The following is a 12,358-nucleotide window of genomic DNA, read 5'->3' as shown; positions in this document are numbered from 1 at the left end:
AATGCTGACCAATACAGCTAGTGAATTATCTAGATTTAATTGAAATGGAATGGCTGGTAAGAGGGGATGCTGCCAGTCGTTTTTTTAAGAACCTCGTGGAGTATCAGGTTCATATAATTGCAGAAAAGCTCGTGGCTGAACGTGTAGGACCTATCCTGTTCAAGAATGATTTGCTCAAACACACTGGCGATGAAATTCTTCTGTTTGCTGTCCAGGTGGAAAAACATAGGCATCGAAACCCCAGCGAATGTCATCAGTTGTCGATAGGTGTTTGAACACAAGTCATATTCCAAAAGATTTCTGGAAAAGAGACAGGCGAAACTTAGCTCAGTGCCCGGGACTTCATTTAAGGAGTAAGGCACCAGCGGCTCAAAAAGGAGGATAGGCTTATCGGTATGAAATGTTTTTCCGCCTGCGTGAATATGGGCTTTACCGGTAATAAGGTAAATTTTAGCAAAATCCCTGCGCGTATAGGTTGACTGAATATCCAACCCCAAACTTGTCTTGTAAACCTTAAAACATTTTTGCTTCGTACCGCCAGCATTCTCTGGAATTGAAGCGTTGCAATTTTTCATAACTGGGTTGTAACTCGTTGTACCTCTTTACAAAGGTATCCCTGAATTACCACCCTGTTATGATGATAATCAAACCAATCATTATGGATATCACGCAGTTTGCAACCTCACCGATGAAGGAACCGTGCCGGTAAGCCTTTTAAAATAGTTGTTGAAGTAGGCAGGATACTCAAATCCAAGCGCATAGCCGATTTCGGCAATCGTCCAATCCGTGTGGATTAAAAGCGCTTTCGCCTCCATAATGATCCTTTCTGCGATGTGGGTACTGGTGGGCTTGCCTGTGATTTCTTTCACCGAACGGTTCAAATGATTGACATGCACGGATAATCTATTTGCAAACTCCTGGGCAGTTTTAAACTGCATCGGCTGATCTATACTTTCAATCGGAAACTGTCTTTCCAAAAGGTCGAAAAACAGAGAAGCGGTGCGTTCTGCTGCATTTTTATGCTTAAAGAAATTCTCGGCAGGCTGCATTTTCAGTGCTTCGTGAATCAGCAGGTTAATGTAGTTTCGCATTAGATCATGCTTGAACAAGTAACCTGTGGCATCTTCGGCGATCATTTTCTGAAAGATCGTAGCAATGAAGTTCCGCTGCTCTTCCGATAATGTAAAAATGGGCGTCCCTCCTATTTTGAATAACGGACTTTCCTGAAGGCTTTCCGAACGCTCATTGACCTTTAAAAAGCTTTCCGAAAACAAGCAGGTGTACCCGGTATATTCCTCTGAAATGATTTCCCAAGAGTATGGGATATGCGGATTGCCAAAGAATAAGGTCTTTGCATCAATTTCAATCCCGCGGTCGGCGTATTGCACCAGGCTACGACCCGTAACGAGGCAGATTTTATAGAAATCCTTCCGGTTATAGGTCCTGACTACATTTTCACCAGCCTTAATTTCAAAAACCTTGAATCCCTGGTTTCTTAGCTCGGCACCAAATTCGGAAATGGGTGCAATGTTACGATCTTTCATAGTTGTAGGTTATGATTATCAAACAAAAATGTTCAACGGCTCCAATTGTAACGGCAAACACTACCTGTTTGATATTCATAATCTGGGGTTAAATTTCTTTCTTTTGAAAAACGGGCCGATATGACTTGACTATATTTCAGAGAACCTTTCCCCGGCTTTAACCGGACGTATTTACTCTTCCAAACGACATTTCGACGCCGTAAAAGCGGCCGACGGCTAAACTTTACCAAGTGATCTCCACATAACCAGCTCCTGAGCGAAGCGGTCGTTGATGACCTCACATTTAGTATCAATGCGCATAGTTGGCCGGTTTTTCAAATTGTAAGCAGGCCATTCAGGCACATCCTTGGCGGCAGGTTTTCCCGTTCTTGCAAATGTTGCCCAGAGCTCGGCGAAATGATGGGAAGCCACAAAACGGTCGGGATTATTTCCTCCGAAAAAGCTTTCCTTGGGCGCAGAACCGTCGCGCGGCGGGATCTCATTATTGAATTTGAAAGAAATGTCCATCGCGTGCGGCGTGCCCATGGCGTAATCCGTGCCCGGGATCTTCTTCTCCGATTTATAGCCGAAATTATACAGGTAAACGGGTGCCCCGCCTTGTTTTACTTTTCTCTCCGCAATCGTCACAGAGCCCAGGCCCATCATCGCAATGGACGAGATCGCGACAAAAATATCCGGTGCCGACGCATTGGGATTTGCTTTCCGATAGGTTTCAATTAGCTTATCCGTATCCTGACCGTACTTGGGTTCGAGTTTGTTTTTAAGTCCTTCAAAATCAATTTTAAAAGATTCGGTATCCTTCCGCTCCCATGCAAAAAAAGTATGCTCATCTTCATTCCAGCCAACCAATAAGGGTTTGTCTTTGGCGATTTCTGGCGCGACGGGATCAAAAGGGTGCTGCGGCAGAACAACTCCGTCCACGACCGGACCAAAACCACCTGCATTACGCTGCATCGCCTCCCTATTGTTATTTTTTTCAATAAATGGCGGAACAAACGGCAGCTTGGCCTGCATAGCCAGCAAATCCAAAGCCGGGATGTCGAGCAACTTCTTCCAATCTTTGGCTGAAATATTAAGCCCTTTCAAAAGCATCGCCGTTGTCTCCGCAGCCGTTTCTTTGGTCGTCATCCGAACACCCGGGCCGCTTTCGATCGACGCTTTATTAAAGTACGGTGCAGCAGCTGGCATTGTATACAAGCAAGATGTTTTGGCTCCCCCACCCGATTCCCCAAATATCATGACATTATTAGGATCACCGCCAAATTGGGCAATGTTTTGGTTAACCCATTTCAACCCATCAGCAATGTCGAGCATGCCCATGTTGCTGGACCCTGCATAGTCCGGGCCAGCGATTTCGTCCAGATAAAGAAAGCCCAGCAAGCCTAAGCGGTGATTGGTCTGCACGACAACGACATCAAAATTCCGCGCAAGATTAGACCCGTCCTGGCCCTGCGCCGCGCCTGATCCAGCAACAAAACCACCTCCGTGACTGTAAAACATGACTGGCCGTTTTTTGTTGTCATTGGCCGGGGTCCAAACATTAAGGAACAAACAATCTTCCGATGGCGCGGGCTCATTCCGTCTGGGGGCCTGAATTGCTGGCGCGCCAAACTGTGTTGCGTCCTTAACACCCGTCCACGGCTGCAAAGGCGCGGGGCGACGGAACCTTCTGTCCCCGGAAATTTTACCACCATACGGAACACCTTTAAATACATTGACCCCATCACTGCGGACACCTCTAATTTTTCCCGTATTGATCTCGGCTTCAACAAACTCGTCAGGCTTGCGTGCTGTCGTAAAACCGAACCCTGCCGTTGCGGCCACTGCGCCTGCGACCGACAGTTGGGATAAAAATAGTCTCCTGTCAATAGTGTTCATAGTACTCTAAAGGCTGGTTGAGATGAAAATCAGCAAAATGCACGAATAGCAAGAATACAAGATAATACAGAAAAAGTCTAATAGTGATTACTTACCTACTGATAAGAAATACTTATCAGAGCTGTTCCGTGCGATGATAGAATGATCAGAGCTTGACTGCTCATATTACAAAGATTGTTGGCTCGCCCTGAATGTGTTTTATACATTTTACTGTTTCATTTACCAGTTTTACTGATTAGGTCTTCCCGCTGGACCCGGGAAAATCATCAATAGTATATTTGGGTAGAAAACTTAAATGTTATGGATCAAATTGAAAGAATTGATACGGTCAAGGATTATAACACCTGGCTTGGCGTTGAGACGCTTCACCCGTTGGTAAGCGTCATAAATTTTGATGAAATATCGGCTGTCCAGCATTGTAGACGTTACATGGGTGTCTATGCGGTATTTTTAAAAAACATCAAGTGTAGTGATATAACCTATGGATGTCAGCCGTATGATTATGATAACGGGACTTTGATCTTTGTTGCGCCAGGTCAAGTCTACGGTATCGATAATAATGGCATCATGACCAAGCCGTCAGGCTATGGGCTTATTTTTAATATGGACCTGCTGGTCGGAACACATTTGGGAGACAGTATAAGCGACTACTCTTTCTTCTCTTATCAGGTTAGGGAAGCGCTTCACCTGTCTAAAAAAGAGAGGAATGCAATTATGGATTGCCTTCGAAAAATCACCGTTGAAATAAACCAAAATATTGACAAGCACAGCAAAACGCTGATCGTTTCCAATATCGAACTGTTGCTCAATTATTGCGTGCGGTTTTATGACCGGCAGTTTATTACCCGCACGCATGTAAACAGTGACATTGTGGTACGGTTTAAAGCGCTCTTGGACGACTATTTCAAAACAGAAAAAACCCAACTTTTAGGCCTGCCCACAGTGGCCTACTGCGCCGAGAAGCTTAACCTTTCCACTACCTATTTCGGCGACCTCATTAAAATGGAAACTGGAAGCACAGCACTGGACCTATTACAGTCTACGATAATTGAAGAAGCAAAACTTAGAATCTTTGAAGGTAACAAGTCGATTCGCGAAATAGCACATCAGCTTGGATTCAAGTATCAACAACACTTTACCCATTTTTTTAAACAGAAAACAGGTGTTACGCCTAATGATTTTCGGCATCAAAATTAAAAGCACTCATCTAGCATTTTGTGAAAGTAAGTAACAGTTAAACGTGTGTCTCATTACATTTACTGTACTTTCAAGGCGCTCAGAGCCACAGAAAGCTCGATTTTAGGAGTTTACTTTCCCAAATCCATATTACGTTTTAACGACCGGTTTTTTATGCAGCTTATTGCGGTTACATAACTGGGCACCTATTTCTATAACAGGATGCTCAAAAAATCCGGAGCTCAGAAATGTATTTAATTCAGTAAACCAGCATTCTGGAGCCCAGCCAACTGCGCTGGCAATGGCTGTGTTAGCTTATGCTGAACACATCGATAGCCGGCAGGTGCTATCCCATGCCCTGAACCGAACTGCCAACAAACACGTAAGCCTCGATATCAGGCCCGAGCAGTATGACATCGTCGGCAAGCATTTACTGGCTTCCATTGGAGAAGTGCTCGGCGAGGCTGCAACACCCGGACTCATTGACGCATGGCTGGTCGCATACCAGCAACTCGCAGCGATCATGTCGGGTGCACAAGCGGATTTGTATAGCAAATCAGTAGCGAAAAAGGGTGGATGGAGTGGCTGGCCGCCTTTTGTAGTAAAACAAAAGATGTAGGAGTCGCAGGAGATTAATTCATTCTACCTATATCCTTCTGATAAGGGAAATGTAGCCGACTTTATCCCGGGACATTATATTACAGTACTCCTGTTTGTGCCGAAATTGAATGTATTCCAACTGCGCCAGTACAGCATCTCATGCGATGTTAGAGGTTTTCAACGATATTTATAAATCGAACAACTTCATCATACGCGGTTTTCCCAAAATTTCTAAAATTCTTAAAATGACTTAGTCCGTATTTATTCTTTGCTTCTATCAAGTCTTTGACTGTTTTTATATCAGCATTTTTCAAACATAAGGAAGTCCGCGTTGAAAGTGGGGTCGAGACAATTTCTGTATCTAAGTAATTACTCTTATAATCGTAATTCCCGGAAAGAGATTTCCTAGCATCCTCGATAAGCATCTTTTGATTTTTCACAAATTCATTCAGCACTTGTATATCCTGTCCAATACTACCACTAGGCTCATAAATTAAAGCTGTTTGGATCTGCTTCTCAAACTTCCTAATAAACAGTTCAACTCTATAAGACGCTTTCAAAATTTCCTCCGTTTCAATTTTATTTTTTGCCATACTTATTTCAATTACTGATTATCAACTATTTAATCATTGAAGCAGACATATTCTATACAACCTTCTCAGCTGCTTTTAATATTTTATAAAATGTAGTTTTTGATGAAATTTTATAAGCCTTTATTATTTCCTCAAAGGTTGCATTTTTTCTTTCGTAAGTATCTTTTACTAGATAGATGTAAGGGTTAATAGCATCAAGATGTAAAAATAATGGAAGGCTCAATTTTTATTTCGGAATTAGCAAGCCAATCGTCAACAGGAACCTGACAGGCTAGGGTGAAGCGTCCATCTATTTGTACCATACAGGTTCCGCAGCTTCCCATACCACAACAGAGCCCAAATCCAGAAATGTTCACATAATCCGAAATTAACGTCATCAAAGACAGGTAATTCCTTTCCAGCGTCTGGACCTGATATTCTTCATTTCCGTAAATCAGTGTAAAGAGAATTGTGCATTTCTGTTCTTCTTTCAAATTTATAAGTGTTTGACTTAATTATTAATGCTTTTGCTTACTCCTCACTGTTCAAAGACCTACCACAGGTAAGCCACTTGGTACGGTTACAGGAATTGTTTTATCAAAGGAATCATCGTTGAGTGTATTTAAAAATTCGACGATCCTTGAAATATCCTTGAAATTCACGTCCATGTGTGTGGCGAGGGAATCAATGCTGCCAGCTTTCACATTCGGGTTGAGAATCTTTCCTCCTGCCACATCTTCATAAAACATCAGCACTTGATCCAAAGTAGTAAACTTGCCACTGTGCATGTAGGGAGCAGTAAAACGCAGGTTACGTAGTGTGGGTGTCCTAAATGCATAATCTTGATTGATACCCGCGTCACTTTCTGCCCGGTTATCAGTGTCGGGCACGCCCAAAGTATGCAGCTTATAATCAGAAAACATGGGACCCGAGTGACACTTTGCGCATCCTGTTACTAAAAACGCATTCATCCCATCCTTTTCGCTGGTCGACAATGCATTGCTGTCACCGCGCATATACTGGTCAAACCGGGTATTGCTAGCAATAAGCGTCCGCTCGAAGGACGCTAACGCCTTCGCTAAATTTTTTTGGGTGACTGGTTTGGGATCTGTGGGAAATGCTTTCGAAAATAGCTCATTATAGGCAGGGATCTTATTTATCCGCTCGATGATTTCATCCAGGATCTGGTGATCCACATAAGCATTGCCCCGCATTTCTTCCAGTGTTTTAATTGGCTCCAATGCCTGCGCCTCTAATCCTTTTGCTCTTAAATCCCAAAACATCGGGGCCAGTTCAGGCCTGTATGTTTCGTGATTGGTTATGCCGTTAAAGGCTGTGTTTAAAATGCTTTGCGAGTTTCTTTTGACAAACGGAATGTCATTGGGATCCAGAAATCGTCGCTTGCTACCAGTACCTCTCCCATTTACCCCGATGGAGGTTTCCAGGAACTCAGCATAATTGAACTCGGGCTGATGACAGGTGGCGCAGGATACGTCCTTGTTTCCGGAAAGGATAGGGTCAAAAAACAAATACCGGCCCAGGTTTACCTTTCCCGGGGTCGAAGGGTTGTCATCAGGGTCTGTCACGTACCGTGGTAATGCGTCCAGATCAGCAATTGTTTCGATTACCTTCGGCTTCCTTTGGCGCAACGTTTCCTGGTCCCTTCCGCAGGAGCTACAAAGAATTGTAAGTATAAACACTAGACAAATGGGATGGATAATCATTGTCTTACCGGAATATCTTTCATTGATGGTCTGCTTTCATGAATTTGTCCAGGAACCCTTTCAACGCAATGGCATTGTTAAACTGTTCATCTTGGGCAGCATACAAAAGGGATACTTTTTTGTGCTGCTTGATCAAAGCGATAAGTTGCCCGGCAATTTGCCTGTTTTTGTTGAGCTGGAAGTTGTAGTCTGCAACAAACTCCGGCCACCGTTCCGGGTCGTGGTTAAACCATTTCCTCAGTTCGGCACTCGGGGCAATTTCTCTAAGCCAAAGGTCGACCCCGGCCTGGCTTTTCTTTAATCCCCTTGGCCATAAACGGTCAACAAGTATGCGAAAGCCATCCTTTTTGCTGGCCGGTTCATATATCCGCTTTACGTTTATTATAAGATCTCGCTCAGTCGTTTCCATACTATCAGACCTCATATTCTGATTAAATGTTAGGTTCTGCTAATCATCCGCCTGCAATTCCTTTTCAAGATGTATATGCTTGTGCCGATCACTCTCAAATTCTTCAAGCACAAAAAACAAAGCTTTATTGGCAGTGCAAGCATCAGGGCCCGGTGTGTAATTGCCACTCAATGCTGCGATTTTTCGCATGCGCTTGCATTCGTTTTCATGGTCCTGCATCATAGGCACGGTCTTGATTTGACCGGATCTCATAAAATCACACGGGATGGATAGCTTTGGTAGTACTTGATTTTATATTCAAACATTTCCGCCATTTTCTCCGCCCTGAACTTTGCTTCCTGGGCTTTCTCGCCGATAAACAGTTCATCAATGGTCCCGACAAATAAATCCATCCATTTTTCAAAATGAGTGTGGTCAACCTGTAATATCGCATGCGGTGTAAACGGGCTTCCATAATAAGTATGCTCCTTTAAAAGCACTGTCTGCCAGAACTTGTACATTTTTTCCATATGCTGCGGCCAGTTATCGCTGATCCGCTCGTTAAAAACGGGTGATAATAATGCATCCGCCCTGACCTTTGCGTAAAAAGAATCTACCAAAAGCTTGATATCGTCAATGTCGAGTATCTCTTGTTTTGTTTTCATTTCAAATAGTTACCAAGTTAATGTATCGGATAAGGTAATAGATCGACCACCCTAAAAAGCCGATGAGCAGGATCCAGATCCAGGCCGGAATGCTCTGGGGTGTTTCACTTCCGGTAATCAGAAACCGCTTTTGGTCCCCTTTTCCATATGCATTGATCATTAATGGGACTATCCCATCCACCACTGCATTCTCGGCGATACCTTCAACGGCAATGGCAGGCCCGTTCTTTACCTCAAAAGGAATGATCCGGATACCTTCTTTGCCCGTCGGGTCTTTACTGATAATTTTCAACTCATGCTTGCCATCCACCATTTTACGGGTATCCAGCTCAAAATTCACAGGGGAGAGAAACTCAGCGATGGGCGTTTGGTCCTGATCCAGGAAAAGAAAAACTGTGCTTTTATCTTCCATAACACTAAATGTTTATAATAAGCCTTTTGATATGGTTGTCTGACTTTTCGCCGGGTTTGATCAACATCTTTGCCGAGAAGAAGAGCGTCAGTATCACAATGATGGCAGCAACCGACACGATCAGATAGTCCCAGTTGCTCTCCGGGCCGGCCCCATGCGCGATACCTTGTAATAGCTTTGGCTGACGCTGGTCACATACCGGGCACGCCGCAGCAAAAAAGCCCATCAAGACAAACACGGCTAACAAAAAGGCTTTTTTCATATCAAATCTGAATTCTCTAAAATTTGAAAAATGCCGCCATAGCATCTATTGCACAGGCATTTCCTTGATTTTCTGCACAATCTGCTCTACTTGTTGCACCGTTACGTTGGGCGCATTGTTGCCCCAACTGCTGCGCTCGTGGTTTATAATGGCGGCTATTTGCTCCGGACTTAAATCTGCATTCGCTCCCACAGCGGGCATTGCCCCATATTCCTGGCGGGCGTCATAGCCCCGCATCACGATGTTTACAATTAATGATGGATCTTTATCGAGCACAACCGTACTACCTTTCAAAGGTGGAAAAGCGCCTTTCAAACCTTCTCCGTTTTCCTGGTGGCATGCCTGACAATGGGTGGCGTAAAGCATCTGGCCATTTTCGGAAGTTTCAGAATTGGCTTGCATTGACTGGTCCGTACTTTCTGTTTTCTGTTCATCTTTTGCATATAAAAATGCAGGGGCGCCCGTTGCGCCAGGGAGCTCGGCCTGTTTCAATGATTGTAAATAAGCGACCAGGTCCAGCGCATCCTGAGTTGCTACCAGAGTCATCCCTTGTCTTTGAAACGCATCAGGAACATTTACAACCACATCCTCTTTTGCCGGCTCGGATTTACTTTCGAACAGCCAGGGATATGCCGGCATAATGGACTGCTTGATCACAATACGCGGGTTGTATAAATGCACCAGGTTCCATTCCCGGCTGGGCTGCCGGCTTCCGATCGAGGTTAGGTCGGGCCCGGTCCGCTCAGTACCCATCAGCGTGGCGGTATTACGCCAGAAATCCGTGCGGCGATTTGAAGCATAGTCTGCCGCCAGCCCTGGCCGCTGGCCCCAAACCTTATCCATGTCCACATTGCGGACCTGCTGGGTATGGCAGGCCACGCATCCATTGGAGACATACAATGCCTTTCCCCTGATCGCCGCCTCACTGAGCGGCACTGCACTTGGCAGCGGCGCATTGTTCTGCTCATTATCAATGGCAGGCAATACGGCCACGAAAGCTGTTAAGCCGATAAAGAGCAGGAAAGCAGCGCCAAATAGTTTGTTATGATTATCGAAGAAATCCATGATGTCAAATTGAATGGGATAGATATGCTCGGTTTCAGGACACGTGATCAATAGATTTCAGCTTTTCAAATGCCGTTTCCTTAATATCAACTGTGCCCGGTGAGACCATCATCCTGTAAAGATTATAGGCAAAAAACAGGTGTGAGAGCCACATCAGGCTTCCCCCAATCGCCCGCCAGAGCCAAAACGGCGCCATAAAGCTGACCGAGTCAATAAAAGGTTTGGCTTCCATCCACATCAACCCGCGCATGGTACTGCCGTACATCAACGGTATCGTGTAAAACAAAAGCCCGATCAACGCCAGCCAAAAGTGCGCGCCAACCGTGATCTGCGGCGGCTCCTGCCCGGTAATACGGGGCATAAGTGCATAAATCCCTGCCCAGAGCAAAAAGCAGATAATGCCATACATCGTCAAATGGGAATGGGCGACAGTAAAATCAGTGAAATGCCAAAGCAGATTGGTAGACCGGAAGGCTTCGGCAGTTCCCTGCAAGGAACCGGTAAAGTAAAAAAGGATACCCGTTAAAAAGAACGGAAGCGTATAACTGTCGGTGATCTTGTACCACGCGCCTTTGAAGGTCAACAGGAAATTGGTCGTACCTGCCACTACCGGAATGATCATGCCCACACTGCCCACGATGGCGACCGTTTGAAGCCACCAGGGAATCGCACTGAAAACAAAATGATGGGTACCAATAAGTGTATAAAAAAGGATCTGGGTCCAAAAAGCAAGTATACCAAGGCTATACGAATAGATCGGTTTATTGAGCTGCTGGGGCAGGAAGTAGTAAACGATCCCGAGCGTAAACAGCATGAACCACATTCCAACACCCTGGTGCATGTAATAGCCTTGAATGATCGTTTCACCCAGCCCATTTTGCCAAACAGGCACATATGCAACCACCGCGATCACAATTCCAAAAATCACCGAAGAGACAATGTACCAGTTTGAAATATAGATCTCCTTCGTAGTGCGGCTGGCGACTGTCTTGAAGTAATTGATCAATGTTAGCAGAAGCCCAATGCCAAAAAGCAGCATGACTGGCCATATGTACTCCCGGTACTCCCCGCCCCCATTATTGATTCCAGCCATCAAAGACAATGTGCCCAGTACCACCGCCGTATTAATCAGGATCAATGTGTACCATCCGAGTTTTATACTGAATAGTTTTGTATTGCTGACCCTGGGCACGACATAGTTACCTAACCCCAGCATTGCCAGTGATGCCCAGCCCCAGAAAACGGCATTGGTATGGACCGGCCGCAATCGCCCAAAGCTCAGCCAGCTGAATTGGTCTGCATCCGGCGCAACAAATTTTATCCCAATATATTCCCCTACCGTCGTTCCAAAAACAAGCCAGAATGTCGCAGTGATGATGAACCAGGTGACAAGCCTGGAAAGTTGCGGGTCTACTTTCGGGCGAACGTGCGCCTTTCTTTTACGTGCCACAAATGGAAGTGATGCCTCATGCTCTACATTGTTGATCAGCCCTTTATGATCGTTGGCCGTTAATGCGCCCGACAGTTCATTATGACTCAATACAAAATCCAGCGCATCTTTTCTTCGTTGCAGTGTTTCTGCAAGATCCTCACCTTCAATACCCCCCAGATATACTGCCACACGCCCGGCCTCTGCCACGCGCTGCTGGTTTCTATACCTGTTTAATGTGTCGGTGATCTTGATAAATAAGAAGATAGCGCCTGCCAGCACAGGGATTGATATCAGGACAATGGTAATTAAAATACCTCCCTGGCTCAGCAGCGAGTCAGCAGTTGGTTGGCTCGACTGTGCGTGTGAAGGAAAACTTACCAAACTAAGCATAGCGAGCGCAATAACCCCTAAATGCTGCTTTTTCCCCATCCGGTCGAGCAGCAGAGAGATCTGTTGGCTATTCAGGTTATGGAGATATCTTGAATAATCCTGTCTACCCGGGTTGATTTTATTAATCAGATCATGTTGAACAACGTTTTTGATCAGGACCGCAATGAAAAGCACACCTAGGGCCATCACCAATGCAACGATTCCTACCGATAGCATAACGGCTTGTCCAAATAGGCTATTTGCATATACA

The 12,358-nt window shown here is 45.0% G+C and carries 15 protein-coding genes; 2 read left to right on the top strand and 13 right to left on the bottom strand.

From position 1 onward, the window contains the following. Positions 1 to 35: 35 nt before the first annotated feature. From L0660_RS15680 to L0660_RS15670, 3 genes are all read right to left on the bottom strand, one after another. Entirely contained in the window at positions 36 to 575 is a 540-nt protein-coding gene (locus L0660_RS15680) for a hypothetical protein (protein WP_235160258.1), read from the bottom strand. A gap of 90 nt (positions 576 to 665) precedes the next feature. After that, complete coding sequence (locus L0660_RS15675) at positions 666 to 1,544, bottom strand: AraC family transcriptional regulator (RefSeq protein WP_235160257.1); 879 nt, start codon at positions 1,542 to 1,544, stop codon at positions 666 to 668. A gap of 216 nt (positions 1,545 to 1,760) precedes the next feature. Next, the gene (locus L0660_RS15670; protein ID WP_235160256.1) at positions 1,761 to 3,422 is read right to left on the bottom strand and encodes a carboxylesterase/lipase family protein; all 1,662 of its coding nucleotides are present in this window, start codon (positions 3,420 to 3,422) and stop codon (positions 1,761 to 1,763) included. Between the two features lie 300 nt (positions 3,423 to 3,722). On the opposite strand from L0660_RS15670, the gene L0660_RS15665 reads away from it, so the two are divergent. Beyond that, the gene (locus L0660_RS15665) at positions 3,723 to 4,619 is read left to right on the top strand and encodes an AraC family transcriptional regulator (protein ID WP_235160255.1); all 897 of its coding nucleotides are present in this window, start codon (positions 3,723 to 3,725) and stop codon (positions 4,617 to 4,619) included. A 163-nt stretch (positions 4,620 to 4,782) separates the two neighbouring features. Next, on the top strand, positions 4,783 to 5,217 hold the full coding sequence (locus L0660_RS15660) for a globin domain-containing protein (RefSeq protein WP_235160254.1): 435 nt from the start codon (positions 4,783 to 4,785) through the stop codon (positions 5,215 to 5,217). A 148-nt stretch (positions 5,218 to 5,365) separates the two neighbouring features. On the opposite strand, the gene L0660_RS15655 is transcribed toward L0660_RS15660, so the two are convergent. The 10 genes from L0660_RS15655 to L0660_RS15610 form a co-directional block, all read right to left on the bottom strand. Continuing rightward, positions 5,366 to 5,791 carry a DNA-directed RNA polymerase subunit alpha C-terminal domain-containing protein gene (locus tag L0660_RS15655; protein ID WP_234612812.1) on the bottom strand — a complete coding sequence of 142 codons (426 nt, stop codon included), beginning with the start codon at positions 5,789 to 5,791 and terminating at the stop codon, positions 5,366 to 5,368. Between the two features lie 194 nt (positions 5,792 to 5,985). Further along, the gene (locus L0660_RS15650) at positions 5,986 to 6,264 is read right to left on the bottom strand and encodes a 2Fe-2S iron-sulfur cluster-binding protein (protein WP_234612811.1); all 279 of its coding nucleotides are present in this window, start codon (positions 6,262 to 6,264) and stop codon (positions 5,986 to 5,988) included. 51 nt (positions 6,265 to 6,315) lie between these two features. Then, the gene (locus L0660_RS15645; RefSeq protein WP_235160253.1) at positions 6,316 to 7,356 is read right to left on the bottom strand and encodes a cytochrome-c peroxidase; all 1,041 of its coding nucleotides are present in this window, start codon (positions 7,354 to 7,356) and stop codon (positions 6,316 to 6,318) included. Positions 7,357 to 7,513: 157 nt separating this feature from the next. After that, the gene (locus tag L0660_RS15640; protein WP_234612809.1) at positions 7,514 to 7,918 is read right to left on the bottom strand and encodes a DUF488 domain-containing protein; all 405 of its coding nucleotides are present in this window, start codon (positions 7,916 to 7,918) and stop codon (positions 7,514 to 7,516) included. Between the two features lie 24 nt (positions 7,919 to 7,942). Further along, the gene (locus tag L0660_RS15635) at positions 7,943 to 8,155 is read right to left on the bottom strand and encodes a hypothetical protein (RefSeq protein ID WP_234612808.1); all 213 of its coding nucleotides are present in this window, start codon (positions 8,153 to 8,155) and stop codon (positions 7,943 to 7,945) included. Continuing rightward, complete coding sequence (locus L0660_RS15630) at positions 8,152 to 8,547, bottom strand: group III truncated hemoglobin (RefSeq protein WP_234612807.1); 396 nt, start codon at positions 8,545 to 8,547, stop codon at positions 8,152 to 8,154. Before L0660_RS15630 ends, L0660_RS15635 begins: the two co-directional genes overlap by 4 nt. Before the next feature lies 1 nt (position 8,548). Then, complete coding sequence (locus L0660_RS15625) at positions 8,549 to 8,959, bottom strand: cytochrome C (protein ID WP_234612806.1); 411 nt, start codon at positions 8,957 to 8,959, stop codon at positions 8,549 to 8,551. Between the two features lie 4 nt (positions 8,960 to 8,963). Continuing rightward, complete coding sequence (locus tag L0660_RS15620) at positions 8,964 to 9,221, bottom strand: hypothetical protein (RefSeq protein WP_234612805.1); 258 nt, start codon at positions 9,219 to 9,221, stop codon at positions 8,964 to 8,966. Between the two features lie 45 nt (positions 9,222 to 9,266). Beyond that, the gene (locus L0660_RS15615) at positions 9,267 to 10,286 is read right to left on the bottom strand and encodes a cbb3-type cytochrome c oxidase subunit II (RefSeq protein WP_234612804.1); all 1,020 of its coding nucleotides are present in this window, start codon (positions 10,284 to 10,286) and stop codon (positions 9,267 to 9,269) included. A 34-nt stretch (positions 10,287 to 10,320) separates the two neighbouring features. Further along, positions 10,321 to 12,324, bottom strand: a complete 2,004-nt coding sequence (locus tag L0660_RS15610; protein ID WP_234612802.1) for a cbb3-type cytochrome c oxidase subunit I — start codon at positions 12,322 to 12,324, stop codon at positions 10,321 to 10,323. Between the last annotated feature and the right edge of the window lie 34 nt (positions 12,325 to 12,358).

This window comes from Dyadobacter sp. CY351, from assembly GCF_021502625.1.
GTDB classification, from domain to species: Bacteria; Bacteroidota; Bacteroidia; order Cytophagales; family Spirosomataceae; genus Dyadobacter; species Dyadobacter chenhuakuii.
This window is presented reverse-complemented; position numbering and strand designations above follow the sequence as displayed.